At 64.2% G+C, this 25,372-nt stretch carries 22 protein-coding genes and 1 tRNA gene; 8 read left to right on the top strand and 15 right to left on the bottom strand.

Features of this window, described 5'->3' with window-relative positions:
- The 6 genes from Q0319_RS18325 to acs all read right to left on the bottom strand — a co-directional run bounded on the left by Q0319_RS18325 (nucleotide 1) and on the right by acs (nucleotide 6,798).
- Nucleotides 1–906, bottom strand: coding sequence for an alpha/beta hydrolase (locus Q0319_RS18325; RefSeq protein WP_296469971.1), 906 nt, complete (start codon nucleotides 904–906; stop codon nucleotides 1–3).
- Nucleotides 903–2,096 (bottom strand): ABC transporter substrate-binding protein, encoded by a 1,194-nt coding sequence (locus tag Q0319_RS18320; RefSeq protein ID WP_296469969.1) that lies wholly within the window; start codon nucleotides 2,094–2,096, stop codon nucleotides 903–905. The genes Q0319_RS18325 and Q0319_RS18320 overlap by 4 nt, the downstream gene beginning before the upstream one ends.
- A gap of 74 nt (nucleotides 2,097–2,170) precedes the next feature.
- Nucleotides 2,171–2,842, bottom strand: a complete 672-nt coding sequence (locus Q0319_RS18315; protein ID WP_296469967.1) for a cysteine hydrolase — start codon at nucleotides 2,840–2,842, stop codon at nucleotides 2,171–2,173.
- A 173-nt stretch (nucleotides 2,843–3,015) separates the two neighbouring features.
- Entirely contained in the window at nucleotides 3,016–3,993 is a 978-nt protein-coding gene (locus Q0319_RS18310) for a tripartite tricarboxylate transporter substrate binding protein (protein WP_299454982.1), read from the bottom strand.
- Between the two features lie 315 nt (nucleotides 3,994–4,308).
- Nucleotides 4,309–4,398, bottom strand: a tRNA-Ser gene (locus tag Q0319_RS18305).
- Nucleotides 4,399–4,818: 420 nt separating this feature from the next.
- The gene (acs, locus tag Q0319_RS18300) at nucleotides 4,819–6,798 is read right to left on the bottom strand and encodes an acetate--CoA ligase (protein ID WP_296471271.1); all 1,980 of its coding nucleotides are present in this window, start codon (nucleotides 6,796–6,798) and stop codon (nucleotides 4,819–4,821) included.
- Between the two features lie 231 nt (nucleotides 6,799–7,029).
- Here acs and Q0319_RS18295 point away from each other — a divergent pair, with 231 nt between their 5' ends.
- Both Q0319_RS18295 and Q0319_RS18290 read left to right on the top strand, forming a co-directional pair.
- Nucleotides 7,030–7,668 carry a YqhA family protein gene (locus Q0319_RS18295; RefSeq protein WP_299454979.1) on the top strand — a complete coding sequence of 213 codons (639 nt, stop codon included), beginning with the start codon at nucleotides 7,030–7,032 and terminating at the stop codon, nucleotides 7,666–7,668.
- A gap of 67 nt (nucleotides 7,669–7,735) precedes the next feature.
- The gene (locus tag Q0319_RS18290) at nucleotides 7,736–9,247 is read left to right on the top strand and encodes a fumarate hydratase (protein WP_296470585.1); all 1,512 of its coding nucleotides are present in this window, start codon (nucleotides 7,736–7,738) and stop codon (nucleotides 9,245–9,247) included.
- A gap of 63 nt (nucleotides 9,248–9,310) precedes the next feature.
- On the opposite strand, the gene Q0319_RS18285 is transcribed toward Q0319_RS18290, so the two are convergent.
- Complete coding sequence (locus tag Q0319_RS18285) at nucleotides 9,311–10,636, bottom strand: MFS transporter (RefSeq protein ID WP_299454975.1); 1,326 nt, start codon at nucleotides 10,634–10,636, stop codon at nucleotides 9,311–9,313.
- 25 nt (nucleotides 10,637–10,661) lie between these two features.
- Complete coding sequence (locus tag Q0319_RS18280) at nucleotides 10,662–11,069, bottom strand: heme-binding protein (RefSeq protein ID WP_296470579.1); 408 nt, start codon at nucleotides 11,067–11,069, stop codon at nucleotides 10,662–10,664.
- 222 nt (nucleotides 11,070–11,291) lie between these two features.
- Here Q0319_RS18280 and Q0319_RS18275 point away from each other — a divergent pair, with 222 nt between their 5' ends.
- On the top strand, nucleotides 11,292–11,954 hold the full coding sequence (locus Q0319_RS18275; protein ID WP_299454971.1) for a C40 family peptidase: 663 nt from the start codon (nucleotides 11,292–11,294) through the stop codon (nucleotides 11,952–11,954).
- On the opposite strand, the gene Q0319_RS18270 is transcribed toward Q0319_RS18275, so the two are convergent.
- From Q0319_RS18270 to lptF, 3 genes are all read right to left on the bottom strand, one after another.
- Nucleotides 11,908–12,297 carry a DUF2325 domain-containing protein gene (locus tag Q0319_RS18270; protein ID WP_299455076.1) on the bottom strand — a complete coding sequence of 130 codons (390 nt, stop codon included), beginning with the start codon at nucleotides 12,295–12,297 and terminating at the stop codon, nucleotides 11,908–11,910. The genes Q0319_RS18275 and Q0319_RS18270 overlap by 47 nt on opposite strands.
- A gap of 168 nt (nucleotides 12,298–12,465) precedes the next feature.
- On the bottom strand, nucleotides 12,466–13,410 hold the full coding sequence (locus Q0319_RS18265) for a CysB family HTH-type transcriptional regulator (RefSeq protein WP_299454968.1): 945 nt from the start codon (nucleotides 13,408–13,410) through the stop codon (nucleotides 12,466–12,468).
- A 157-nt stretch (nucleotides 13,411–13,567) separates the two neighbouring features.
- Complete coding sequence (gene lptF / locus Q0319_RS18260; protein WP_296464161.1) at nucleotides 13,568–14,659, bottom strand: LPS export ABC transporter permease LptF; 1,092 nt, start codon at nucleotides 14,657–14,659, stop codon at nucleotides 13,568–13,570.
- A 75-nt stretch (nucleotides 14,660–14,734) separates the two neighbouring features.
- On the opposite strand from lptF, the gene Q0319_RS18255 reads away from it, so the two are divergent.
- From Q0319_RS18255 to Q0319_RS18240, 4 genes are all read left to right on the top strand, one after another.
- Nucleotides 14,735–16,258: a leucyl aminopeptidase gene (locus tag Q0319_RS18255; RefSeq protein WP_296464159.1), complete on the top strand. Its 1,524-nt coding sequence runs from the start codon at nucleotides 14,735–14,737 to the stop codon at nucleotides 16,256–16,258.
- Nucleotides 16,259–16,271: 13 nt separating this feature from the next.
- Nucleotides 16,272–16,703, top strand: coding sequence for a DNA polymerase III subunit chi (locus Q0319_RS18250; protein ID WP_296464157.1), 432 nt, complete (start codon nucleotides 16,272–16,274; stop codon nucleotides 16,701–16,703).
- Nucleotides 16,704–16,720: 17 nt separating this feature from the next.
- On the top strand, nucleotides 16,721–17,125 hold the full coding sequence (locus Q0319_RS18245) for a hypothetical protein (protein ID WP_296464155.1): 405 nt from the start codon (nucleotides 16,721–16,723) through the stop codon (nucleotides 17,123–17,125).
- A gap of 155 nt (nucleotides 17,126–17,280) precedes the next feature.
- Nucleotides 17,281–20,130, top strand: a complete 2,850-nt coding sequence (locus tag Q0319_RS18240; protein WP_299454963.1) for a valine--tRNA ligase — start codon at nucleotides 17,281–17,283, stop codon at nucleotides 20,128–20,130.
- A 98-nt stretch (nucleotides 20,131–20,228) separates the two neighbouring features.
- On the opposite strand, the gene Q0319_RS18235 is transcribed toward Q0319_RS18240, so the two are convergent.
- The 3 genes from Q0319_RS18235 to Q0319_RS18225 all read right to left on the bottom strand — a co-directional run bounded on the left by Q0319_RS18235 (nucleotide 20,229) and on the right by Q0319_RS18225 (nucleotide 23,389).
- On the bottom strand, nucleotides 20,229–20,456 hold the full coding sequence (locus tag Q0319_RS18235; protein ID WP_299455074.1) for a sulfurtransferase TusA family protein: 228 nt from the start codon (nucleotides 20,454–20,456) through the stop codon (nucleotides 20,229–20,231).
- A 36-nt stretch (nucleotides 20,457–20,492) separates the two neighbouring features.
- A complete protein-coding gene (alaS, locus tag Q0319_RS18230) occupies nucleotides 20,493–23,108 on the bottom strand; it encodes an alanine--tRNA ligase (protein ID WP_296464151.1) in 2,616 nt (871 codons plus the stop codon).
- Between the two features lie 89 nt (nucleotides 23,109–23,197).
- A complete protein-coding gene (locus tag Q0319_RS18225) occupies nucleotides 23,198–23,389 on the bottom strand; it encodes a YqaE/Pmp3 family membrane protein (RefSeq protein WP_296464149.1) in 192 nt (63 codons plus the stop codon).
- Nucleotides 23,390–23,655: 266 nt separating this feature from the next.
- On the opposite strand from Q0319_RS18225, the gene Q0319_RS18220 reads away from it, so the two are divergent.
- The gene (locus Q0319_RS18220) at nucleotides 23,656–24,744 is read left to right on the top strand and encodes a CAP domain-containing protein (protein WP_296464147.1); all 1,089 of its coding nucleotides are present in this window, start codon (nucleotides 23,656–23,658) and stop codon (nucleotides 24,742–24,744) included.
- Here the strand turns inward: Q0319_RS18220 and Q0319_RS18215 are convergent.
- Entirely contained in the window at nucleotides 24,712–25,371 is a 660-nt protein-coding gene (locus tag Q0319_RS18215) for a hypothetical protein (protein WP_296464145.1), read from the bottom strand. The genes Q0319_RS18220 and Q0319_RS18215 overlap by 33 nt on opposite strands.
- Between the last annotated feature and the right edge of the window lies 1 nt (nucleotide 25,372).

The raw sequence follows: 25,372 nt of genomic DNA, 5'->3' as shown, positions 1-25,372 counted from the left end.
TCACTGTCCGTCCGCGCGCAGGCCGAGCCATCCGGCCACGATGCGCCCGAGCACGGCATCCGGCGATTCCAGTGCGGAAATCATCGTCATGTGGTTGCGGCCATCGACTTCGCGGTAGTCGATCTCTACGCGGCCCAGCAAATGGCGGGCATAGGCGCGCGATTGACCGATGAAGGCGTCGGGTTCGTCCGCGCCTACTGTGACCAACACCGGAGCATCGAGGGAGGGCACGTCGTGGCGCAGGGGACTGAGCTCGGCCGCGAGCCTCGCATCCAGGCGCATCCACGCATTGGCGGGCAGCGAAACCAGGGGCTCGAGATCGTACAAACCGCTTAGCAGCATGCATCCGGCAAGGCGACCGGCCGCGGCCGCCTGCAACTGCGGTTCGAGCAGCGCATGCGCGACCAGGTGGGCCCCCGCGCTATTCCCCGACAGGACGATAGGTCCGTCCATCCCGCCGAATGGCGCATCGCCACGCATCATCGCGAGCATGGCCCCGCGGGTGAGCCGGCAGATCTCCGGCAGAGGGGTCTCCGGTGCGACCGGATACCCGAGGTTCACCCACTGCACGCCTTCTGCCACCCAGGCAGGCGCCAGAAACGCCCGGTTGGGGCGCCCTGCGCCCTTCCAGTAACCACCGTGCACAAAGACCACCGTGCCACGGACGGTGCCGTGCCCCGGGCGAAACACGTCCGCGACGGCCAAGGAGTGGTCTGCATAGGAAACGGTCCGCGCCTGCAGCCCCGCTGCCTGCCTCGCCGCAGCGCTGCGCTCGGCGAAGGCTTGGAGATGCTGCTCTCCATTAGGCGTGCGCGCATCGATGTCGTAGCCGTCGGGATCCTCGTTCAGCCCGATGACGGGCAGTGAGGCCCAGGCCGGGGAGTGTGCTCGATCGATGTTGCTCATAGCTCGGTCGCCACGTTTTCGAACGTTTCGAACTCGACGTTCTGCAGCTTGCCGCCGACCCGCTCAACGCGACGGATATAGATGTTCTGGACAACATCCCGGTTGTCGTCGATGCGGATCGGCCCGCGCGGACTCTGCGCCTGGTAGCCCTTGAGCACCTTCAGGACTGGTTCCGCATCGATCTTTCCCTTCAGCTCCCGGATGACGTGGTAAATGGCGGCCATGCCGTCCCAAGCGCCGGTGGCGTACCAGTTGGGCCGCGCGTCAGCGCCGTAGGCCTTTTGCCAGGCCGCCACATAGGCGCGGTTCTCGGGGCTGTCGTGCGCCATCGAGTAGTGCATGCTCGTGACCAGGCCCAACGCCTCGTCGCCGAAGGTGTCCAGCACGATTTCATCGGTCAGCTCGCCGGTAGACAACACCTTCATGCGCTTGTCCAGTCCGCGCTCCCTGAATGCCTTCAGGAACTGCAACCCTTGGTCTCCGGACGGGCTCATGAACAAGATCGCGTCGGGCTGGGCATCGGCAGCCCGCTGCAGGTATGGCGCGTACTCGACGTTGCTGATCGGCGTCTTGACCGATCCGACGATTTTCCCGCCGGCTGCCGTAAAGGCAGCGGAAAAGTATTTTTCCGTGTCGATGCCCGGCGCATAGTCTGGCACCATGACGTAGACGCTCTTGATGCCATTGCGGGCGGCCCAGGCCGCGAGCGGCTTGGTGACCTGCGGCTGGCTGAGCGAGAAACGGACGATATAGGGCGAGCGAGTAGGCACGAAGGCCGTGGCCGCTGCGTTCATGATGATCATCGGCGTTTCCGTCTTGGTCGCCACCGGGGCTGCAGCGAGCGCATTCGGCGTCAGGCCGAAGCCCGCCAGAAACTGCACGCGGTCACGCGTCACCAATTCCTGCGCGGCACGACGCGAAATTTCCGGGTTGGCGCCGGTCGTGTCGCGATAAATCACCTCCACCTTGTGCCCCGCGACGGTGTCCCCGTGCTCCTTCATGAAAAGCTCGATCGCGCGACGCGACTGCTGCCCATAGATAGAAAACACGCCCGAGAACTCGCCGATTACGCCTACCCGGACCACCTTTTCCTGGCCAATCGCGTGGCCATGCATCCCCCAGAGCAGCACGCCGGTGCACAGCGCGGTCCATGCGTGGCGTAGTCCTGCCGAAAACCGCGGTTTCATCATGATTGCCTCGCCCCTTTCGATTGACGTAACGGAGATAAGCGATGCGCAGCGGCCAACTTGGTCCGGCCGCCGTCCTAAAGTAGGTCGTCGAGTAACTCGCGTGCCGTGACGACGTCCCCGAAGCTCTGGAACACCGTCGTCAGGCCGTTCAGATGATCCTCGGGGTAGCGCGCCGCATTCAGGTCGCTCACCATCGCGACCTGGTAACCCAACATCATGGCGTCCCGCGCCGAGGTCTCACAGCAGAAATTGGTCACGACGCCGCCTATGGCGACGTGGCGGATGCCCCGCTCCTGGAGCTGCTCGTGCAGGTCGCAGTAGCCGGGCAGGAAAGCGCTGAAGCGCGACTTGCTGGCGCGGATGTCCTCCGGTCGCACGTCGAGTTCGGGATGCAGCGCATGCCCCGGCGCTCCCTCGCTGAGCTGGTCACGGTGGCGCGCGCCGCCTTCGGGCTTGAAGAAATAGTCGTGATAGAGCGGCCAGGTACTGACGCCGTCCTTGCCGACGGTCATGCTGACCCAGGCCACGACGCCCCCCCGTTCGCGAACGGCTTGGGCCGTTTCATTGACGGCTGGAATGATGCGCAGCGCAGGCTCCAGGTCCTGCACGTAGAAGCGCTGCATGTCGATGATGACCAGCGCCGTCCGGCCCGGGTCGAAGCGATCGAACACCTCGAGACGACCGCGCTTTTTCATCACCTGCTCGATGACATAAGCGGGCATGAATCGCTCGCAGCTCCGCGGCATGCCTTGCCTCCTCATCCGTTGCTTGGATGAGTCTAGGCAAACCTATGGGCGGCGAATAGCCGGGAATTCCTGATTCAGCGTTCGAAAAATCTTATGGCCGGCATGCCTGCCCCGCCCTGCACACATGCCGGCCGCGGTGCCGGCGCCGACCAAACGCCGGCACCGGCCAGTTCTCACTGAGCCTTGATCCCCCCCTCCCGGATGACCTTGCCCCAGCGCTCATACTCGGCCTTCGCATAGCTTTCGAACTCGGCGGGCGAGCCGCTGATGTGTATCACGTTGCCGTTGGCCGCAAACTTCTGCTGCACTTCCGGCGTCGCGAACCCCTTGGCGATCGCGGCATGAATCTTCTTCGCGATGTCGGGAGACAGCCCGGCCGGCGCGCCAATGCCGAACCACGGCGCCACGACCAGGCTCGGATAACCGGACTCCTTCGCGGTGGGCGTATCCGGAAGCAGCGGCGAGCGCTGCTCGGTAAGCACGGCAATGGGCTTGATGCGCCCCGCCTGGATCTGCGGCCCCGCCACGACCAGCGAACTCTGGGAATCGAGCTGGGTAGAGCCCCCGATCAGGTCCTGGATCTGCTGTTGCGCACCTTTGTACGGAATGTGGTTCAGCTTGATGCCGGTCTGGATCTGGAGCAGTTCGACCGCGAGGTGAGGAACCGTGCCTATCCCGGGCGTACCGTATGCCACCTTGTTCGGATTGGCCTTGGCGTATGCCACCAACTCCGAGAGCGTGTTGAACGGAGACTCTTTATTCGCGACCAAGATGGGCGTGGTGGACGACACGTTGCTGATGTAGGTGAAGTCCTTGAACGAGTCGAATCCCGCGTTGCCCAGGTGGGGAGCGATTGCCACGGTAATGGCGACCAGGCCCAGGGTGTAACCGTCAGGCGGCGATTTGGCCAGCACGCCCAGCCCCAGCGTTCCGTTTCCCCCTGGGCGGTTTTCCACCACGACGGGCTGCTTGAACTCGGCCCGCAGGACTTCCGCCACCTCGCGACCGATCATGTCGGTCGGCCCTCCGGCGGGAAACGGCACCACGAGCTTGATGGGACGGCTGGGCCACTCCTGGGCAACGGCCCCGGTCACCCCCATGGCAAGCACACACGCCGCAAAAATCGAGCCGATTCGATGCTTCATCATCATGTTGTCTCCGTTCTTGGAATGAAAGCACCGCATCGCTTAGCTCGACCAGCGCCGCCGATCACGCGTATCGTTCGATCGTCTGAATCCGTGATGGAGTCATGCGCCAAGGCAGCCGACGGCTTCCCGCTCATCGGCAAAGGGCGCAGACGTGTCAGGGGCCAATGGGGATGGAGCGCCTTAGGCGAAAACAGGAAATCAACGCCGGGCGGCGACAGGCATCGAACGACGCCATGGGGGCAACGGAACGCCATGAAAAAACCCGCCGAACGGGGGCGGGTTTGCGAACCTCCGGGAGCAGCCCCGGAAGGAGAATCCTGGCGGACAGGGTGGGATTCGAACCCACGATACGCTTTCACATATACACGCGTTCCAGGCGTGCGCCTTCAACCACTCGGCCACCTGTCCGTACTGCGGAAAAATCCGGCAGAGCCAGCAATATTACCAGATTGGCGACGATGCGGCCACTGCGCGGAACTCGTTCCGTATCTCCGGGGCGCGCGCCGTTTCGGTGCGCTGCGCCGCACAATGCGTCGAATAGGGGATCGAGGATTGGGACTCTAGGCAGGAAAGGCACCAAGACCGAACGGTTTTGGCGGGAATGGAGGAGACCGCTGCACCAGTTTATTATGGCCACGGCGACCGGCGCACGTTGGCGCCGGTCGCTCGGGCGGTTTGCTCTTCTAACGACTGCAGGGGTTTTGTCTCCTCCACTGCATAACGATATTCTGCTCCTGCAATTTACCGCTGACACTAGGTATTGACCCTATTATGGTGCGGTGCGCACCATGCCATCGACGCGGGCGCGCACCAACACGGTGCATCCAATCACAGCGCCTTGCCGAGCTGCTCCAGGATGGCCGGGTTTTCCAAGGTGGAGACGTCCTGCGTGATGGCCTCCCCCTTGGCGACCACGCGCAGCAACCGGCGCATGATCTTGCCGGAGCGGGTCTTGGGCAGGTTGTCGCCAAAACGGATTTCCTTGGGCTTGGCGATGGGGCCGATTTCCTTGGCCACCCAGTTTCGCAACTCTTTGGCGATTTCGGCGGCCTCTGCATCGTCTGGACGGGCACGCTTCAAGACGACGAATGCCACGACGGCCTCGCCGGTGACATCGTCCGGGCGCCCCACGACGGCGGCCTCCGCGACCAAGGGATGGGCCACCAGCGCCGACTCGACCTCCATGGTGCCGAGGCGATGGCCGGAGACGTTCAGCACGTCATCGATGCGTCCCATGATCCAGAAATAGCCATCGGCGTCGCGGTTGGCGCCGTCCCCCGCCAGGTAGTACTTGCCCCCCAGTTCTTCGGGGTAGTAGCTCTTCTTGAAGCGCTCGGGATCGCCCCAGATGGTCCGGATCATGGCGGGCCAGGGACGCTTGACCACCAGGAATCCGCCCTTGCCCAGCTCGACGTCTGCGCCGGTCTCATCGACGATGGCAGCGAAAATGCCCGGGAGCGGCAACGTGCAGGACCCTGGCTTCAAGCCCGTGACGCCAGGCAGCGGCGTGATCATGTGGCCGCCAGTCTCGGTTTGCCACCAGGTATCGACGATGGGGCAGCGCTCCCCGCCGACATTGGTGTAGTACCAGACCCACGCCTCGGGATTGATCGGCTCGCCTACCGAGCCGATGATGCGCAGGCTGCTCAGGTCGTATTTCTTGGGATGATGGTCCGGGCTGGCCTCGGCCGCCTTGATCAGCGAGCGGATCGCGGTCGGCGCGGTATAGAAGATGGTGGCCTTGTGTTTCTGGATGATCTCCCAGAAACGGCCGGCGTTGGGGTAGGTCGGGACACCCTCGAAGACGATCTGCGTCGCGCCGACCGCCAGCGGGCCGTAAGTGATGTAGGTATGCCCCGTCACCCAGCCGACATCCGCGGTGCACCAATATACGTCGGTGGGCTTGATGTCGAAGGTCCACTTCATGGTGAGCGCCGCCCAAAGCAGGTAGCCCCCGGAAGAGTGCTGGACCCCTTTGGGCTTGCCAGTGGAACCCGAGGTATAGAGAACGAACAGCGGGTGCTCTGCCCCGACCTGGACGGGTTCGCACGTATCGGGTTGGCCTTGCTCCACGTCGTGCATCCAGAGGTCGCGGCCTTCGACCCAGGGTACGTTCCCGCCGGTGCGGCGATAGACGATGACCTTCTTGACGGCTTCGCAGCCGCCCATGGCGATGGCTTCCTCGACGGCGGGCTTGAGCGGGATGGTCCGGCCGCCTCGCACCTGCTCGTCCGCCGTGATGATGAAGGAGGCGCCCACGTCGACGATGCGCTCCTGCAGGCTCTTGGCCGAGAAGCCGCCGAACACGACCGAATGCGTGATGCCGAGCCGGGCGCATGCCTGCATGGCAACCACGGCCTCGATGGACATCGGCATGTAGATGATGGAGCGATCGCCCTTCTTGTAGCCCAGGGCCTTGATGCCGTTGGCGAACCGGCACACCCGGGCGTGCAGTTCGCGATAAGTGACCTTGGTGGTCTTGCCATCGTCGCTTTCGAAGATGATGGCGACCTTGTCGGCGTTGCCGTTCGTGAGATGGACGTCCAGGCAGTTGTACGAGACGTTCAGCTCGCCGTCTTCAAACCACTTGTAGAAGGGGGCGTTGCTTTCGTCGAGCACCTTGGTGAAGGGCTTGCTCCACTGCAGCGTTTCCCTCGCCAGGCGGCCCCAGAAGCCTTCGAAGTCTCGCTCGGCTTCCTCATACAGCGCCTTATAGGCCGCCATGCCCGAAATATTGGCTTGCTTGACGAGTTCCGCGGGCGGCTGGAATACGCGGGTTTCGGTCAGAACGGAATCGATGGTCGACATCGCCTTGGGTCCTCTTGCGTAAATGGATTGGGGCGGATACCCGTAGGTTACCGAAAGGCGGCCATTAACACGCGCTGCAATGCAACAAAGCCTCTCGGGCGGCCTCGCCGCCTGGCCGGCCGGGCGCCCGATGCGGAGAGCGGGGGGTGCACCCGGGCGCGGGGCCGGCTTGCCTTACAATTTCCGCCGAACCAATCCGTTATTCTGCGCGTCGCAGCCCATCTGGAACCCATGTCTTCCCCAACTCCCCACCCCGGACTTTCCCGGACGGAACCCCTGCGCCCCCTGCCCAAGCTCATCTTCATGAGCCGCTGGCTGCAACTCCCGCTCTACCTCGGGCTGATCGTGGCCCAGTGCGTGTATGTCTATCACTTCTGGCTCGAGCTCGTCCATCTGATAGAAGCAGCCTTCGGTAACAAAGAAGCAATCGGCATGCTGGCCGAATCCGTCATGCCCGCGGTCCCGGGAGCAGCTGCCGTGCCCGAGCAGGTCAAACTCACGGAAACCACCATCATGCTGGTGGTGCTCGGCCTGATCGACGTGGTCATGATCTCCAACCTGCTCATCATGGTGATCGTCGGCGGGTATGAAACCTTTGTGTCCCGGCTCCACCTGGAGGGACATCCCGACCAGCCTGAGTGGCTGTCGCACGTCAATGCCTCGGTGCTGAAGGTGAAACTGGGCACGGCGATCATCGGGATTTCGTCCATCCACCTGCTCAAGACGTTCATCAACGCCGCGCATTACGATTCCAAGACTATCTTGGCGCAAGCCGGCATCCATTTGGCTTTCCTGCTGTCGGCGATGGCCATCGCCTACTGCGACCGCCTGATGGCGCCCATGCTCTCGCAGGACGCCCGCGGGCATTAACCGGTACAGGCCACAAGAAAGGCGCGGCGGCATGCCAGCGCCCCACCCCACTCTTTACGGAGCGCTCATGACTACCGTCATCAAGGAAGAAGATCTGATCCAGTCGATTGCCGACGCGATCCAGTTCATCAGCTACTACCACCCGGTCGACTACATCCGGCATCTCGCGCGCGCCTATGAGCGTGAGCAGAACCCCGCCGCCAAGGACGCCATCGCGCAGATTCTGACCAACTCGCGCATGTGCGCCGAAGGGAAGCGGCCGATCTGCCAGGACACCGGCATCGTCAACGTGTTCATGAAGATCGGCATGGAGGTGCGCTTCGACACCCAGCGCAGCCTGCAGGAGCTGTGCGACGAAGGCGTGCGCCGCGGCTACCTGAACCCGGACAACAAGCTGCGCGCCTCGGTGCTGGCCGATCCGCAGTTCGAGCGCAAGAACACCCGCGACAATACGCCCTGTGTGCTGAGCGTGGAGCTGGTGCCGGGCGACAAGGTGGACGTCCAGGTCGCGGCCAAGGGCGGCGGCTCGGAAAACAAATCCAAGTTCGTCATGCTCAACCCGAGCGACTCGCTGGTGGACTGGGTGCTCAAGACCGTGCCGACCATGGGCGCGGGTTGGTGCCCTCCCGGCATGCTGGGCATCGGCATCGGCGGGACCGCCGAAAAGGCCATGCTGATGGCCAAGCAAGCGCTGATGGAAGACATCGACATGTACGAACTGCTCCAGCGCGGCCCCAGCAACAAGCTGGAAGAACTGCGCATCGAGCTGTATGAGAAGGTCAATGCCCTGGGCATTGGCGCGCAGGGCCTGGGTGGCCTGACGACCGTGCTGGACGTCAAGATCAACATGTACCCGACCCACGCCGCCTCCAAGCCCGTGGCGATGATCCCCAACTGCGCCGCCACCCGCCACACCCATTTCGTGCTGGACGGCTCCGGCCCCGCGAACCTGACGCCCCCCTCGCTGGACGAATGGCCGGACGTGCACTGGGCGCCGGACTACAACAAGTCCAAGCGCGTGGACCTGAACACGTTGACCAAGGAAGAAGTCGCGTCGTGGCAACCCGGCCAGACGCTGCTGTTGTCAGGCAAGATGCTGACCGGCCGCGATGCCGCCCACAAGCGGATCCAGGACATGCTGGCCCGCGGCGAGAAGCTGCCGGTGGACTTCACCAACCGCGTCATCTACTACGTCGGCCCCGTCGATCCGGTGCGCGACGAAGTGGTCGGCCCGGCGGGCCCCACCACGGCCACCCGCATGGACAAGTTCACCGACATGATGCTCGAGAAGACCGGCCTGATCGCCATGATCGGCAAGGCCGAGCGCGGCCCCGTGGCCATCGAGGCCATCCGCAAGCACAAGTCGGCCTACCTCATGGCCGTCGGCGGCTCGGCCTACTTGGTCTCGAAGGCCATTCGTTCAGCCAAGGTCGTGGGCTTCGAAGATCTTGGCATGGAAGCCATTTATGAGTTCGAAGTCCAGGACATGCCCGTGACCGTGGCCGTGGATTCGAACGGCACCTCGGTGCACGAAACCGGCCCCAAGATCTGGAAGGTCAAGATCGCCGAACTGGCCTGACGTGCGCCTGCACGCCGCCCGCCATCCTTCGGATGGCCGGGCCGGCGGCCTTGTCCGGGGTGCTCAAGCACCTCGCGCGCCGAGTGCCTCGGCCTCTCTCCCCCGCTCCGCGCCGCGCCCCATGTCTATGCGCGCGAGGATCAGCAAGCCGGCCACGAAAAACACGCCGGTCGCTAGTATTCCCAGCCTATGATTGCCGGCCGTCGCCCAGGTGACCAGGCCGTAGGTCAACGGCCCGACGATGGAAGCCAACCGGGTCGCAAATGTCCACAAAGCGTAAAACTCGGCCAATCGTGATGCCGGGGCCAATGCGCCCGTCATGGCCCGCCCGGCGCTCTGGCTCGATCCCATGCACAGCCCCGCAATGGTCGCTGCGCCCCAAAACCCGGACTGGCTGCGGGCGAAGAAGGCGATCAGCACCATGGCGATCCAGCCGATCAACGTCGCCGCCAGCGCCCATTTGTGCCCGATGCGGTCTTCGACGAAACCGAAAGCGAATGCGCCCCCGGCTGCCGCGATATTGACCAGGAAAACCAGCATCATGGTTTGGGTCTGGGTGAACTGCATGACTTGGTCGGCATAAACTGCCGCCAGGGTGATGACGACGGCGATGCCGGCTTGGTAGAAGAACCCGCAACCCAGCAAGCGCCGGAAATCCGGGAAGTTTCTTGCGTCGCGCCAAGACGCCGCCAGCTGTCGCATGACCTCGCCCACGCTGGGCACGCCCTGGGACGCCGCACCCGGGTTCGCCCTCTCTCGCAAGAAAACGAACACCGGGATGGCTGCCAGGCCGAATACGCCGGCGGTCACGAGCATCGTCCAGGGAACGAATTCAGTTGCCGGCCGGCCTGCCTCCTGCGCCGCCATCACGAGCGCCAGGGACAGGCCGAGCGTCAGCATGCCGCCCACATAGCCGAAGCTCCATCCCCAGCCCGAGACCCGCCCGAGGTACTGCGGACGGGCCAGCTCCGGCAAGAACGCGGCAATCACCGACTCTCCGATGCTGTAACAGACATTGGAAACGATGATGGCCGGCACGGCGATCCAGAGCCCCCCCGGGCCGACCAGGGCGAGGGCGGCCGTGGCCGCGACGCACCCCACCGTGCTGGCCGCAAGCAGCCGCTTCTTGCCCGCTCGGGCGTCGGCCCAGGCCCCGAGGCCGGGCATGGCCAGCATGACGATGAGATAGGAAAGCGAGAGCGTGGCCGTCCAGGCGAGCGTCGCCCAGGCGGCGTTGCCAGCGACGACGCCGACGAAATAAGCATTGAAGACGGCTGTCAGGACGACCGTCGTATAGCCGGAATTCGCGAAGTCGTAGAGCGCCCAGGCAAAGACTTCACGCGGGCGCACCCCGGGGTTGAGCGCACCGCGCATGGACGGCCTGGGCATGGCGCTCACTCCGGCAGCCGGGGGATCAGACGCCGAGCGCGGCGATGCCGGCCCGCGCGATTTGCGCATCTTCGTTCGACTTGACGCCAGAGACACCAACCGCGCCGATGGTTTCACCCTCGACCACGATGGGCACGCCGCCCTCGAGCATGGCCTGGATGGCGGGAGCGGAGAGGAAAGAGGTGCGGCCGTTGTTGATCACTTCCTCGTACACCTTGGACTCGCGGCGGCCCAGCGCGGCCGTATGGGCCTTGGCCGGGGCGATATGTGCGGAAATGGGCGGGGCACCGTCCAAGCGCAGCAAGCCGAGCAGATGACCGCCATCGTCCACGACCGCGATCGTCACCGCCCATTTGTTGGCAAGGGCTTCGGCTTCGGAGGCGGCGAGAATTTTCTTGACGTCGTCGGCCGTCAGTACGTGTTTGGTCTTCATGGAGCGGAATCCTCGTTGGTGGGAAAAGCTGCGATTTTAGGGGCTTCCCTCACCGAATTGATAGCAATCTCCGCACAAGTGAATTGACCTTCACGCCACGGAAGCGGTATCTTAGCCCCACTTTTGTACGACCCGCCGCATCAGCCCCCCGCCATACGAATGAAGAAAAACCCTCCCCTCCTTCGACCATGCATACCTCGGCCACAGTTCCCCGCCGGGCGGATGGAGGGTCGGAGGGCTGGAGGCGGGCTGGCGCTGATCTTCAGCGTTGCCACCTTGGCCGGCTGCGCCACCCAAACCCCCAGCCCAGACAAGACGGCAGCGCAGGTGCCCGAAGTCTCCGCGCGGACGCATCGTTACAGCCTGCCCACGCGCCCCGCGCCCTCCTGGTCGCAGGCTTCCCTCGATGCGCTCTCTTCGGAGAGGCAGCCTGATCCCGAAAAAATCCTTTCCGGCGAATGGGAAAAAAGCCTGGATTCGGGCAATGCAGCCAATACCGCAGACCTGGCCGTGTACGCCCTGAACTACTTGGGGGTGCCCTACCGCCGGGGAGGTGCCTCGCCCGAGGACGGCTTCGACTGCAGCGGCCTGGTGAGCTACGTGAGCCGCGCCGTGCTAGGACTGCACCTGCCGCGCCGCGCGGAAGAAATGAGTCGTGTCGGGGAACCGGTCAAACTCAGCGAACTGCAACCCGGCGACTTAGTGTTCTATAACACCCTGCGCCGCAAGTTCTCTCACGTAGGGATTTACCTGGGCGAGGGCCGTTTCGTCCACTCGCCCGCTTCCGGGGGCGTCGTCCGCGTCGAGCGCATGGACATCGCCTACTGGAAGAAGCGCTTCAATGGCGCACGGCGCCTGGCCTCCCCCGAACCAGCTTCACGCTGACCTCCTCCGCTTCGCGGGCGCAGGCGCCTCCTGCCCCTGCCCCGCACAGCCCACAATTTTGCAATGCCTGCTGCATCGAGCAGACCGAACGGCGGCACGCGACGACACGCACGCCCGAGCGCTGCGCGGCCTGCCTGAAGGCTTTCATTACGTTGTGGCCGAGGAAATCGGTGAGCAGGATCAGCAGCTCCGTTCCCGACGGCAATTGCAGGGTTTTCTTCTGGTGCGCCGGATCCCGGCCACTGATGTGGTGGGTGATGGCGATGTTGTGTCCCTTCAGCAGGTCAGGGATATTGCCCAGCCTATCGGCCCCGACCACGACGGCGCTCACTGCCATATCGATCTCCGCAAGGAAACGTTTATCAAATGATAATCATTCTTGTTATCAAGTCAACAAGAATGAGAAAAATTCTCATTTGATTAAACTGATCGACATCGCCCGCCAGATAGCCGGCGCAAATCCTTCCCGGCCAAGGCCCGCTTCGCCTCGCCGGCCGGGAAATGAAAGCCTCTACGCGTCAGCAGGCTTGAGGGCATTCTGCACGACCTCGCGCGTGAGATTCGGTGCGAGGAGCTCGACAAAGGTATAGACGTAGTCCCGGAGGAAGGTCCCCGCCTTCATGCCGATGCGGCTGGTGTGCATGCCGAACAGCCGGCCCACCGGCAAGCCGACCAACCCGCTGTCGCGCTTGGGATCGTAGGCGACGCCCGCGATGATGCCTATGCCCAGCCCCAGTTCCACGTAGGTCTTGATGACATCGGCGTCGATGGCTTCCAGCACGAAATCGGGATGGATGTCCTGTGAACTGAAGGCTTGGTCGATGGCGGTGCGGCCCGCGAACGCCCGGTCATACGTGATGATCGGGTATTCCGCCAGCTGTTCCAGCGTGAGCTTGCGTGCCTGCGAAGATGTCAGTTGTGCCAGGGGATGGTCTGGCGGCACGACCACCACGTGTTCCCAGGAATAGCACGGCAGCGTGACCATGCCGGGCGTGAGCGCCAGCGCTTCGGTCGCCACGGCAAGGTCCGCCTGCTCGTTGAGCACCATGTCGGCCAATTGGCCTGGACTACCCTGGATCAATGACAAATGCACCTTGGGGAACCGCTTGCGGAATTCGGGAATCACCTGGGGCAGCGCATAGCGAGCCTGGGTGTGGGTGCAGGCGATGGTCAGCCCCCCTTCGTCGCGGCGCGCGTACTCGTCGCTGACCTTCTTGAGGTTGTCCACCTCGCGCATGATGCGATCGACGATCTGGGAGACGGCCAGGCCAGGCTTGGTCAACCCCTTGATGCGCTTGCCGTGGCGTTCGAAGATCTTCACGCCGAGTTCGTCCTCGAGCTCGATGATGGCCTTGGAGACCCCAGGTTGCGAGGTATAGAGCATGCGCGCGGCTTCCGTGAGATTGAAATCGCGGCGCACGGTTTCCCGGACGAATTTGAATTGCTGCAAGTTCATGGTGCGGTTCACTATGATCGGCCTACCAACCTGCCAACGCAGGCCGCGGCAAGCCATAGATCATAATGTAATATGCCGACTACCGTTAATTCTATTTGGAAATAAGCATAGTCGGATTTTGCAGCATGACGGCCGCACTACTGCGGCCGTGCGCAGCTCAGGCCGCTTTGGGAGCTGCCTTGGGAGCTTTCACGCGGACCCGGAAATACATCAGGACAGCCGTAAGCAGGGCCACTGTGCCGTGCAGGGCGACCAGCGCCACGAAAAAGTCCACCCGGCCGTTATTGACCCAAGCCTTGGCGAGATTGACCATGTTCAGATAGAACAGGGCTACCAAGAGCGCGATGACCACGTCGCCCGAACGCCCCAGCCGCGGGTTCACCGCTCCCAGGGGAACGGCCAGCAGGGCGAGGTTGATGGCCAACAGGGGCATGCTGACGCGCCAGAGCATCTCGCCCGCCGCGCCCGGCCCCCTATCCCGGATCAACTGCATGGTCGAGCGGGCCTTGTTCGAGAGATCGTCCGAGGTGACGGGGCCTTTGCTCTCCATCCGCACGCCATATTTCTGGAAACTCGTCAGCCTGAACTGCGGCGATCCCGGCTCGAATTCATACCGATGGCCGGACTCCAGCACCATGAAGCGGTCGCCGTTGGGCTGCTCTTCCTGCGTCCCCCCGCCCGAGACGAGCACGTTGAGCCGCCCGTTCTCGATCCAGCGTGCGAATACGTTCTGCACGCGATCGATGGTGTCGGTGGCCGATTCCACGTAAAACACGCGGTCAACGCCGCTGGACTCGAGGAACTGGCCAGGCGTGACCTTGGACACGTCCGAGCGCTGTTCATAGCGAAGGCGGTAATCGGCGATCTGCTTCTGCGCCCACGGCGAGCCCACCAGCGTCAGCAGCCCGACCAATACGGCGGCGGGTACGGCAAAGCGCAAGATGGGGCGAAACCAGGCGACCAGGCTCAGGCCGCTGGAGAACCAGACCACCATTTCCGATTCGCGGTAGTTGCGCGTGACGGTGGTCAGCGCGGCAATGAATACGGAGACCGCGATGATAGTGGGTAGCGCGTTGATGGATGAGAACGCCGCGATGCCCAGCACCACGTCGGCGCCGATGCGCCCCGCCGCCGCTTCGCCCAGCAGGCGCACCAGCAGCACGCTGATCCACACGACCACGAGCGTAGAAAACACCACGCTGGCATGGCTGGTCAGTTCGTCTTTGACGGAGCGCTGGAACAAGGACACGGTACGGCCTGTGCGAGGGGCCCGCATCTGCGGGATAATCGGCAATCTCGCGACTACATATAGGAAGAATCGCGCATGGACTTTAGCACACAGACCTCCGCACCCGAGAAAATCAAGACCGCAGCGCTGGTGGTCGGCGTCTTTGCCGACGGAGCCCTCTCGCCGGCCGCAGACGCGATCGACCGCGCCTCGCAGGGCGCCGTGCGCGCCGCGGTCAAGACCGACTTCAAAGGGAAGGCAGGCGAAACGCTCGTGCTGAGGTCCCTGCCCGGCATCGCTGCCCAGCGGGTCGTGCTGGCCGGCCTGGGCCCGCAAGATGCGTTCTCTCCCAAGGTGCTCGCCTCTGCCTACCGCGCCTCGCTGTCGGCGGCCGCCGGGTTGGGCGTGGCCGAGGCGGTATCGGCATTGGCAGCCGTGCCCATGCAGGGTGCCGACATGCGCGCCCGGGCCAGGCTCGCCGCGATCGCCGCCGCAGATGTCACATATCGTTTCGACGCCACCCTCGGCAAGCGCGATGCTTCGAGCCGGCCCAAGCTTGGCCGCGTCGCCCTCGCCGTCGAACGGTCCGACACCAAGGAAGCCGAGGCAGGACTGCGCGAAGGCGGCGCCATCGGGAACGGCATGAGCCTGGCGCGCGACCTCGGCAACCTCCCGGCCAACGTCTGCACGCCGACCTACCTGGGCGAAACGGCCAAGAAGCTTGGCCGGACGCACAAGCTCAAGGTCGAGGTGCTCGACCGCAAACAGATCGAAGCGCTCAAGATGGGGTCGTTCCTGTCGGTGGCGCGTGGCTCTGATGAACCGCCCAAGTTCATCGTGATGCGCTACGAAGGCGCGAAACAAAAACCCGCCTCGCGTGCCAAGGCAGCCGGCGCCAAGACGGCCGGCCAAGGGCCCATCGTGCTGGTCGGCAAAGGCATCACATTCGATGCAGGCGGCATCTCGCTCAAGCCCGCCTCCGGCATGGATGAAATGAAATACGACATGTGCGGCGCGGCGAGCGTATTCGGCACGCTGCGCGCCGTCGCCGAGCTTGGATTGCCGCTGGACGTGATCGGCGTCGTCCCCGCCTGCGAAAACCTGCCCAGCGGTCGGGCCAACAAGCCGGGCGACGTCATCACCACCATGTCCGGCCAGACCGTGGAAATCCTCAATACCGATGCGGAAGGACGCCTCATCCTGTGCGATGCACTGACCTACGTGCAGCGCTTCAAGCCGGCCGCGGTCATCGACATCGCCACGCTCACCGGCGCCTGCGTCACTGCCCTGGGTCACGTCAATACCGGCCTGTTCACGCCGGACGACGCACTGGCCGACGCCCTGCTCGGCGTGTCGCGGCAGGTGCTCGATCCGGTCTGGCGCATGCCCCTGGACGACGATTACCAGGAGCAGCTCAAGTCCAACTTCGCCGACATGGCCAACATCGGCGGCCCGCCGGCCGGCGCCGTCACGGCAGCCTGCTTCCTGTCGCGCTTCGCCAAGGGTTATCGCTGGGCGCACCTGGACATTGCCGGCACGGCATGGCGCAGCGGCAAAGACAAAGGCGCAACCGGCCGGCCGGTGCCGTTGCTCACGCAGTACCTCCTGTCCTTGAGCTGAATCGCACGGCCCAATGACTGAAATCGACTTCGCGTTCAGCGCCCCCGACCGCCTGCGCACCGCCTGCTTGATCGCCACCCGCCGCCACCAGGCGGGGCATAGGCTGGTGGTGTATTGCCGCGATCATGGACGGCTGACCGCGTTCGATCAAATGCTGTGGGCGCTGGACGACATCTCTTTCGTTCCCCACGTTTGGCTCAACGACCCGCTCGCCGCGGACACCCCCATCGTCCTGACCTCCTCCGACGCCCCCACGCCGCATCACGATTGGCTGCTCAACCTGGACGATGCCTGGCCGCCCATCTACGCCCGCTTCCAGCGGGTCATCGAGGTCGTGTCTACCGATCCGGCAGACCGTGAGGCGGCCCGGGCGCGCTGGCGCTTCTACCAAGAATGCGGCCACAACATCGTGCGGCATGACGTGTCGCGCCAACAAATCCCGTAACCACGGGGCATATCGACATGCACTCTCCCTTCCCTCCCCGCAATGATCCGGCCATCCCGGTCCTGACCGAAGTCCTGGACGTGCCGCTGCCGTCGTCGACACCCGCCTCGCCCCCAGCCGGGCGGGCCTCGCCGGCCGCGCGCACCGAGCCCAGTTTTGCGGCGCCACGCACGCCAGACTTCGAGAAAGAGATAGAAGCCCTGCGCACGGCCGTGCTGCAGGACCTCCTGGAGCGGGTCGACCCGCTGCTCAAGGGCCGCATGCGCACCGCGCTCGAATTGGCAGCCGCGCGCGCCCTGGATGACGTTGCCGCGAGCCTGCGCGAAGAACTTGGCCGCATGGTCGACGAAGCCGTGCAGAAAGAGCTGATCCGCCGCGAAGCCGCCGATTTCCAGGCCCGGAGCCGCCCTGCGTCCGAATAAGCGCCTCCACGCCCGCGACCCCGGCGCCGGGAAGGCCGAGCCGGCCGCGCGGACGACCCTGCCGAAGGCGGCAAGCCACTCAATCCACTAAAATCGTAGGTTTACGGGCGGCGGCCACGTGCCCGCCTCCTCTTCGACGCATTTCCGGAACTCCGATGACCCAAGCATCCACCCCAGCCCAAAACGAAACCGACGAACTGCCCAAGAGTTTCGAGCCAGCGGCCATCGAGGCGCGCTGGTATCCGCTATGGGAACAACGCGGGGACTTCCAAGCCGGGGTACACGTAAAAGGGCCCAACAACGACCAAGCCTTCGCCATCCAGCTGCCGCCGCCCAACGTAACCGGCACGCTGCACATGGGGCACGCGTTCAACCAGACCATCATGGACGGCCTGACGCGCTACCACCGGATGCGCGGCTTCGATACGGTATGGATTCCCGGCACCGACCACGCGGGCATCGCCACGCAGATCGTGGTCGAGCGCCAACTCGACGCGCAGAAGATCAGCCGCCACGACCTCGGCCGCGAGAAATTCGTCGAAAAGGTCTGGGAATGGAAGCAATACTCGGGCGGGACCATCACTAACCAGATGCGGCGCCTAGGCACGTCGCCCGACTGGACGCGCGAATACTTCACGATGAACGAAGACATGTCGCGCGGCGTGGCGGAAGTCTTCACCCGCCTCTATGAGCAGGGCTTGATCTACCGGGGGAAACGCCTGGTCAACTGGGACCCTAAGCTCATGACCGCGGTCAGCGACCTCGAAGTCGTCAGCGAGGAAGAAGACGGCCACCTGTGGCACATCCGCTACCCGGTGGAAGGCAGCGACAGCTTCATCACGGTCGCGACCACGCGTCCGGAAACGATGCTGGGCGACGTGGCTGTCATGGTGCACCCTGACGACGAGCGCTACCAGGCGCTCATCGGCAAGCGAGTGCGCCTGCCGCTTACCGACCGACTCATCCCCGTCATCGCCGACGACTACGTCGACCGCGAGTTCGGCACAGGCGCGGTCAAGGTCACGCCTGCGCACGACTTCAACGACTACGCAGTCGGCCAGCGCCACGGGCTGCCCATGATTTCCATCCTGACACTGGACGGACGCATCAACGACCAGGCCCCCGAGGCGTATCGGGGGCTGGACCGCTTCGAGGCGCGCGCCCGCATCGTGGCCGATCTCGAGGCCCAGGGCCTGCTCGCCGAAGTCAAGAAGCACAAGCTGATGGTGCCGCGCGGCGATCGCACCAACGCCATCATCGAGCCCATGCTGACCGACCAGTGGTTCGTCGCCATGAGCAAGCCCGCGCCCGAAGGCACCCTCCACCCCGGAAAATCGATCACCCAGGTGGCGCTGGAAGTCGTGGCCGACGGCCGCGTGAAGTTTTATCCGGAAAACTGGACCACTACGTACAACCAGTGGCTGAACAACATCCAGGACTGGTGCATCTCCCGCCAGCTGTGGTGGGGGCACCAGATTCCCGCGTGGTACGCCGACGACGGCCGGATCTTCGTCGCCCGCAGTGAACAAGAGGCCCGGGACAAAGCCGCCGCGGCCGGCTACACCGGTCCGCTCACGCGGGATCCGGACGTGCTCGACACCTGGTTCTCGTCCGCGCTGGTGCCTTTCACCACGCTCGGCTGGCCCGAGCAGACACCCGACCTGTCCCGCTACTTGCCGTCTTCGGTGCTGGTCACCGGCTTCGACATCATCTTCTTCTGGGTCGCCCGGATGGTCATGATGACCACCCACTTCACGGGCCAGGTTCCGTTCAAGCACGTCTACGTGCATGGCCTCATCCGCGACGCCGAAGGGCAAAAGATGAGCAAGTCCAAGGGCAACACCCTGGACCCTGTCGACCTGATCGACGGCATCGGCCTCGACGAGCTGGTTGCGAAACGCACGACGGGCCTGATGAACCCCAAGCAGGCCGAAAGCATCGCCAAGAAAACGCGCAAGGAGTTTCCCGACGGCATCCCCGCCTTCGGGGCAGACGCCCTGCGCTTTACGATGGCGGCCTACGCCACCCTCGGCCGCAACATCAACTTCGACCTCAAGCGCTGCGAAGGCTATCGCAACTTTTGCAACAAGCTTTGGAACGCTACCCGCTTCGTGCTGATGAACGTGGAAGGCAAGGACTGCGGGCTGGAACCCGGGGCCGAAGTCGAACTGTCCATATTCGATAAGTGGATCATCAGCCAACTGCAGCGGACCGAGGCCGAGGTCGCCAAGGGTTTCGAGGATTACCGCTTCGACAACATCGCGACCGCGCTCTACCGCTTCGTCTGGGACGAATACTGCGACTGGTACGTCGAACTGGCCAAGGTCCAGCTTCAGGCCGGCAGCGAGGCGCAGCAACGCGGCACGCGCCAAACCCTGATCCGGGTACTGGAGACCGTGCTACGGCTCGCCCACCCCATCATTCCTTTCATTACCGAGGAACTGTGGCAGAAGGTGTCCGTCGTGGCCGGCAAGCGGCGCGCAGACGAAGCCACCAGCGTGGGGCTGCAGCCTTACCCCGTCGCACAGCCCGAGAAGATCGATGAAGCGGCCGAGGCCGCCATGGCTGAGTTCAAGGCGCAGGTGGACGCGGTCCGCGCCTTGCGCGGGGAAATGAACGTGCCCCCCTCTCAGAAAGCCCCGCTCAACGCGACCGGCAACCGCGCGACGCTGGAGCGCAACGCACCCTACCTGGCAGCGCTGGCGCGGCTGAGCGAAGTCAAGGTGGTGGACCAGCTGCCCGACATCATCGGTGCCCCAGTACAAGTCGTGGGCGATGCGCGGCTCATGCTGCACATCGAAGTGGACGTCGCCGCGGAAAAGGCGCGCCTCGACAAGGAAATCGCCCGCCTCGAGGGCGAGATCGCCAAGGCCAACGGCAAACTGAGCAACCCGAACTTCGTCGATCGGGCGCCGGCGGCCGTGGTGGAACAGGAAAGAAGCCGGCTCGCGCAATTCACCGACACGCTGGGCAAGATCCGGGAACAACGCGCCAAGCTGGGCTGACCGGCAAGCCTCGCGTACAAAAAAAGAACGGCCCGCACGGGCCGTTCTTTTTTTGGAGGGCCCGGGCCGCTGCAAGCGGCCCGAGGCGCGCGACGCGCTCAGCGTCGTTTCAAATAGTGGACGAACACTTCCCCGTCGTCAGCCTGGGCAATCAACTCGTTGCCCGTCTGCTTGGCGAAGGCCTGGAAATCCCGCACGGAGCCCTTGTCCGTGCAGACGACCTTGAGCACCTGGCCGCTCACCAAGTTCGACAACGCTTTTTTTGCGCGCAGGATGGGCAAAGGGCATTTGAGCCCTTTGGCATCCACTTCCAGATCGAATGCAATCGATTCGGTGTTCATCGAAGCCTCTCCTGCCGCCCTTTACAGGCGGCTCTCAACCCATGCCTGCACGCTGGCGAGCGCCTGGGGCAACGCGGAAGGATCGCTGCCGCCGGCCATGGCCATGTCGGGCCGGCCGCCGCCCTTGCCGCCCACTTGCTGGGCCACGAAGTTGACCAGTTCCCCGGCCTTGACCTTGCCCGAGACGTCGTTCGTCGCGCCGGCGACCAGGCTTACCTTGCCACCGTCGACGGTGGCCAGCACGATGGCGGCGGACTTGAGCTTGTTCTTGAGCTGGTCCACGGTCTCGCGGAGGGATTTCGGATCGACGCCGTCGAGCTTCGCGGCCAGTACTTTCACGCCCTTCACCTCGACGGCCGATGCCGCCAGGTCGTTGCCGGCGCTACTCGCGAGCTTGCTCTTGAGTTGGGCGATTTCCTTTTCCAGGCCCTTTAATTGGTCCTGGACCTGCGCGATGCGCGCCGGCAGGTCGCCCGGCTGCACCTTGAGCGCGCCGGCTGCCGAGTTCAGGGTCGCATTCAGGTTCTGCAGGTAGGCAAGCGAGTTGTCGCCGGTAATGGCCTCTACGCGGCGCACCCCGGCTGCCACGCCCCCTTCGGAGACAATCTTGAACAGGCCGATGTCGCCCGTGCGGCTCACGTGCGTGCCCCCGCACAGCTCGCGCGAGAACCCGATGTCGAGCACCCGCACTTCGTCGCCGTATTTCTCCCCGAAAAGCGCCATGGCACCGCCCTTGACGGCTTCGTCATAAGCCATCAACCGGGCCTGCACCGGCGTATTGGCCAGGATCTCGCGATTGACGATGGCCTCGACTTGCGCGATTTGCTCGGCGGACATCGGGGCATCATGGGAGAAATCGAAGCGGGTCTTGTCGGGGTCGACCAGCGAGCCCTTCTGCTGCACGTGGTCGCCCAGGACCTGGCGCAGCGCCTTGTGCATCAAGTGGGTGGCCGAGTGGTTGCGCATGGTGCGCGCCCGCCGCAGCTCGTCCACCCGGGCGTCGACCGTGTCGCCCACGGCAAGCGATCCCGAGACGAGCTTGCCGTGATGCCCGAACACCTCGGCCTGGATTTTCTGGGTATCTTCCACCTCGAACCGGACCTGCCCTTGTTCCAGCACGCCGGCGTCGCCCACCTGGCCGCCCGACTCCGCATAGAAAGGCGTGCGATCCAGCACGACCACCGCAGCCTGCCCTGCCTCGATGCGCGGCACGGAGACGCCGTCCACGTACAACGCAGTCACTTTGCCCTGCACTGCCAAGTGGGTGTAGCCCTCGAATACAGTCTTGACGCCGTCGTACGCCAGGCCGGCGGCCATCTTGAACTTGCCGGCGGCGCGGGCCTGCTCGCGCTGGCGCGACATGGCAGCCTCGAAACCGTCCATGTCCACCTCCACGTTGCGCTCGCGGCAGATGTCGGCCGTCAGGTCGACCGGAAATCCATAGGTGTCATACAGGTTGAAGAGCGTATCGCCGTCCAACGGGGCACCCGGCTTCAACGCGGCAAGCGCGTTGTCCAGGATTTTCATGCCGTGCTCCAGCGTTTCGCCGAAGCGCTCCTCTTCCTGGCGCAGCACCTGCTCCACGCGCGGCGCGGCCTTGGCCAGCTCCGGATAGGCCTCGCCCATTTCGGCCACGAGATCCTTCACCAGGCGATGGAAGAAAGGCTTGGTCTGCCCCAGCTTGTAGCCATGGCGCAGTGCCCGCCGGATGATACGGCGCAGCACATAGCCCCGGCCTTCGTTGCCGGGGATGACGCCGTCCACGACCAGGAACGAGCACGCGCGGATGTGGTCGGCGATGACCTTCAGCGAATTGTTCGCCAAGTCCGTGCAGCCGGTTTCGCGCGCGGCAGCCTTGATCAGGTTCTGGAACAGGTCGATTTCATAGTTCGAGTGGACGTTCTGGAGCACCGCGGCGATGCGTTCAAGCCCCATGCCGGTATCCACGCAGGGTTTAGGCAACGGCGTCATGTTGCCCGAAGCGTCGCGGTCGAACTGCATGAACACCAGGTTCCAGATCTCGATGTAGCGGTCGCCATCAGCCTCGGGCGATCCCGGCGGGCCGCCCCAGACATCCGGGCCATGGTCGTAGAAGATCTCAGAACACGGGCCACAGGGGCCCGTATCGGCCATCTGCCAGAAGTTGTCCGACGCGTAGCGGGCGCCCTTGTTGTCGCCGATGCGCACGATGCGCTCGACGGGTACGCCGATCTCGTTCTTCCAGATGTCGTAGGCTTCGTCGTCTTCCTGGTAGACCGTCACCCACAGCTTTTCCGCAGGCAGCTTGTAGACCGTGGTGAGCAGTTCCCACGCGTAATGGATGGCATCGCGCTTGAAATAGTCGCCGAAGCTGAAATTACCCAGCATCTCGAAGAACGTATGGTGCCGGGCGGTGTAGCCCACGTTCTCGAGGTCGTTGTGCTTGCCGCCCGCGCGCACGCTGCGCTGGGCGGAGGTGGCGCGTTTATAGGGACGAACTTCGTTGCCCAGGAAAACGTCCTTGAACTGGACCATGCCCGAATTGGTGAAGAGCAAGGTCGGGTCGTTAGCAGGCACCAACGACGAGGACGGCACGACGGTGTGCCCCTTGGATTCGAAGAACTGGAGGAACTTCTGACGGATCTCGGCGGATTTCATCGCTGCACGCAGGTAGGGGATGAATCGCCAACAGCGCCCGTTTACATCCCCGGATAAATATCGAATCTTTGATTATAGAGGGACGCAGCTCAGCGGCCGCCCAGGGCCTTCTTGATCTTCTGGTCGGTCTTGTATTGGCTGAGGGCGTACACGGACCATATCGCGGCCGGCACCCACCCGATCACGGTGAGCTGGAGGATGAGGCACACGATGCCGGCGAAAGGGCGGCCGATAGTGAAAAACTGCAGCCAGGGAAGCAAGAGGGCGAGAAGTAGGCGCATAGAGACCCCGAAACAGTCATGGCGGCCATTTTACCCAGGCGCCCTCGCCGGTGCGGGGCGACGGCTTCCATGAGCGGAGCGCCACCTCCCTGGCCCCTTGCACCGCGGACCAGGAAACGCCCGGCAAGCCGCCCGGGGTACGTACGTAGAGCCCCGCATCTCGAGACCGTAGGAACGCCCGTTAGATCTTCATAGCTCGACCATCCGCATCGAAACCAGGTCGCGGGCGCTCGGGCGCCTTTATCTCCTCGTGATGCCCTACCGCCATGAAAACAACCTTATTTCCCGTCCTTCCGAAATTTCTGCAACCTGCCCTGCGCGTGCTTCCCCTGACAGCGCTCCTTGCCGCATGCGGCGGCGGAGGAAGCGACGGCCCGCCCGCCACCCCGCAAACGCCACCGACGCCGGACACCGACCGGCCTATTACCGAAATGCCCGTTTCGAGCTATACCGGAGACAAACTCGAAGCCTTCATGCGCCTGAACCAGGCTCGCCTAGCCGCCGGCGTCAGCGCCGTCGAGCAAAACGCCCAGCTCGACGCGGCGGCGCAGGCACATGCGACGTATCAGGTGCGGAATTACAGGGTTGGGCATGGAGAGGATCCCGGCAAACCATGGTTCACGGGAGTCGACCATCGAGCAAGGGCACGCGCTCAAGGTTATTCAGGCACAACCGTAGTCGAGGTGATCAGCTACGCGCGTCCCGGCGTCGACGCCATCGAATCCCTCCTTCAGTCCGTCTACCACCTGCACGGCGTGCTGGAGCCGCGTGCAAACCAGATCGGCATCGGCAGCGATTCCACCTCGACCCCCGCGCCGCTTTCCAGCACCAGCATCACGATGGGCACGAGCGGCCGGGGCCTGCTGACACTAGGCTCGGTCTGGCATTGGCCGGTCGACGGGCAGGCCGACGTCAACCCCATCTTCTACCCTGCCAATGAATCGCCCAACCCGGCCCCCGACCTCGAGTCCGCGGGCACGCCGATCATGTTTTGCGGGGCCGAAGGCGATTTCGCCCCCTTGCGCGTCATCGGCGTCGCCCTCCAAGAACGCGAGTCTGGCGCTTCCATCCCTGCCAGGCTGCTGGTGAACGAGCGGGTGCAGGCCGAGGCCGGATCGAACATCGATATCGTCGTGGACCCCAATCTCGCGCTGTCATCCGTCTACCAGGGCTGCGTCTTCCTGCTGCCCACGACCGAACTCCAGTTCGGCAAGACCTACCAGGTCTCGGTCCACGCCGAGCAGGCAGGCAAAGACATCTCGACCGACTGGCGCTTCGAGACCCGCAGCGCAAACCCGGCGCTGCGGGATGGCGCAAAGCCCCTACCCCGGGAACTCGTAGCTGCAGGCGGATAAGAAACTTCCGTTCATGAAGAAGTGGCCCGAATAGCCGTTGGCGACCGGCTCCAAATGCCGGTTCTGGTTGGAAAAGGCGCTTTGATTGTGCGCAAAGGCTTCCCACGTATAGGAACCGGAAGCCTGCGCGCTCCCGTAATACCCGGGCCCACAGCCAGCGCCCGCTATGGTGATCGCGGAGTTGCTGATCCCGAACGTCAGGTTCACCGGCGTGCCGGCGCTGAGGACGCATTGTGTCTTCCAGGGCGTCAACGTACACAGCTCGTACCAGGCGTTCTGCCCCGGGTTGTGCACCTGGATCTGCGCCCCGCTGCTGCGGACCGCCACGCGCAGGAATGCCGGCAGCTCGGCCCAGCCGCTGCGGCCGTCCCACGCTTCTCGGAAATAGATATCGGCGCCATTCAATGCGTCCAGGAAGTCTTGGATCGTGGCGGGTGCCTTGCCGGCATCGGGAACAGGATCCACAGGCGGCGACGTCGGCGCATCCGGCATGACCTTTTGCGCCACCCCCGTGATATGCGTGGAATCCGCCCACGGCGAACGCACCTGCGGCTCGGCGGGTTGGCCGTATGCCTGCGCGGCCGCGGCGAGCCAGCCGCCCAGGCCCATCAGTAAGTGTCGCTTCATG

The organism is uncultured Pigmentiphaga sp. (assembly GCF_937950555.1).
GTDB lineage: Bacteria > Pseudomonadota > Gammaproteobacteria > Burkholderiales > Burkholderiaceae_B > Pigmentiphaga.
This window is presented reverse-complemented; position numbering and strand designations above follow the sequence as displayed.

Bases quoted from the DNA above. Each gene is read 5' to 3' on its own strand.
- Q0319_RS18325 (WP_296469971.1), bottom strand. From the start codon at position 906: ATGAGCAACATCGATCGAGCACACTCCCCGGCCTGGGCCTCACTGCCC.
- Q0319_RS18320 (WP_296469969.1), bottom strand. From the start codon at position 2,096: ATGATGAAACCGCGGTTTTCGGCAGGACTACGCCACGCATGGACCGCG.
- Q0319_RS18315 (WP_296469967.1), bottom strand. From the start codon at position 2,842: ATGCCGCGGAGCTGCGAGCGATTCATGCCCGCTTATGTCATCGAGCAG.
- Q0319_RS18310 (WP_299454982.1), bottom strand. From the start codon at position 3,993: ATGATGATGAAGCATCGAATCGGCTCGATTTTTGCGGCGTGTGTGCTT.
- acs (WP_296471271.1), bottom strand. From the start codon at position 6,798: ATGTCGACCATCGATTCCGTTCTGACCGAAACCCGCGTATTCCAGCCG.
- Q0319_RS18295 (WP_299454979.1), top strand. From the start codon at position 7,030: ATGTCTTCCCCAACTCCCCACCCCGGACTTTCCCGGACGGAACCCCTG.
- Q0319_RS18290 (WP_296470585.1), top strand. From the start codon at position 7,736: ATGACTACCGTCATCAAGGAAGAAGATCTGATCCAGTCGATTGCCGAC.
- Q0319_RS18285 (WP_299454975.1), bottom strand. From the start codon at position 10,636: ATGCCCAGGCCGTCCATGCGCGGTGCGCTCAACCCCGGGGTGCGCCCG.
- Q0319_RS18280 (WP_296470579.1), bottom strand. From the start codon at position 11,069: ATGAAGACCAAACACGTACTGACGGCCGACGACGTCAAGAAAATTCTC.
- Q0319_RS18275 (WP_299454971.1), top strand. From the start codon at position 11,292: ATGGAGGGTCGGAGGGCTGGAGGCGGGCTGGCGCTGATCTTCAGCGTT.
- Q0319_RS18265 (WP_299454968.1), bottom strand. From the start codon at position 13,410: ATGAACTTGCAGCAATTCAAATTCGTCCGGGAAACCGTGCGCCGCGAT.
- Q0319_RS18255 (WP_296464159.1), top strand. From the start codon at position 14,735: ATGGACTTTAGCACACAGACCTCCGCACCCGAGAAAATCAAGACCGCA.
- Q0319_RS18250 (WP_296464157.1), top strand. From the start codon at position 16,272: ATGACTGAAATCGACTTCGCGTTCAGCGCCCCCGACCGCCTGCGCACC.
- Q0319_RS18245 (WP_296464155.1), top strand. From the start codon at position 16,721: ATGCACTCTCCCTTCCCTCCCCGCAATGATCCGGCCATCCCGGTCCTG.
- Q0319_RS18240 (WP_299454963.1), top strand. From the start codon at position 17,281: ATGACCCAAGCATCCACCCCAGCCCAAAACGAAACCGACGAACTGCCC.
- alaS (WP_296464151.1), bottom strand. From the start codon at position 23,108: ATGAAATCCGCCGAGATCCGTCAGAAGTTCCTCCAGTTCTTCGAATCC.
- Q0319_RS18225 (WP_296464149.1), bottom strand. From the start codon at position 23,389: ATGCGCCTACTTCTCGCCCTCTTGCTTCCCTGGCTGCAGTTTTTCACT.
- Q0319_RS18220 (WP_296464147.1), top strand. From the start codon at position 23,656: ATGAAAACAACCTTATTTCCCGTCCTTCCGAAATTTCTGCAACCTGCC.
- Q0319_RS18215 (WP_296464145.1), bottom strand. From the start codon at position 25,371: ATGAAGCGACACTTACTGATGGGCCTGGGCGGCTGGCTCGCCGCGGCC.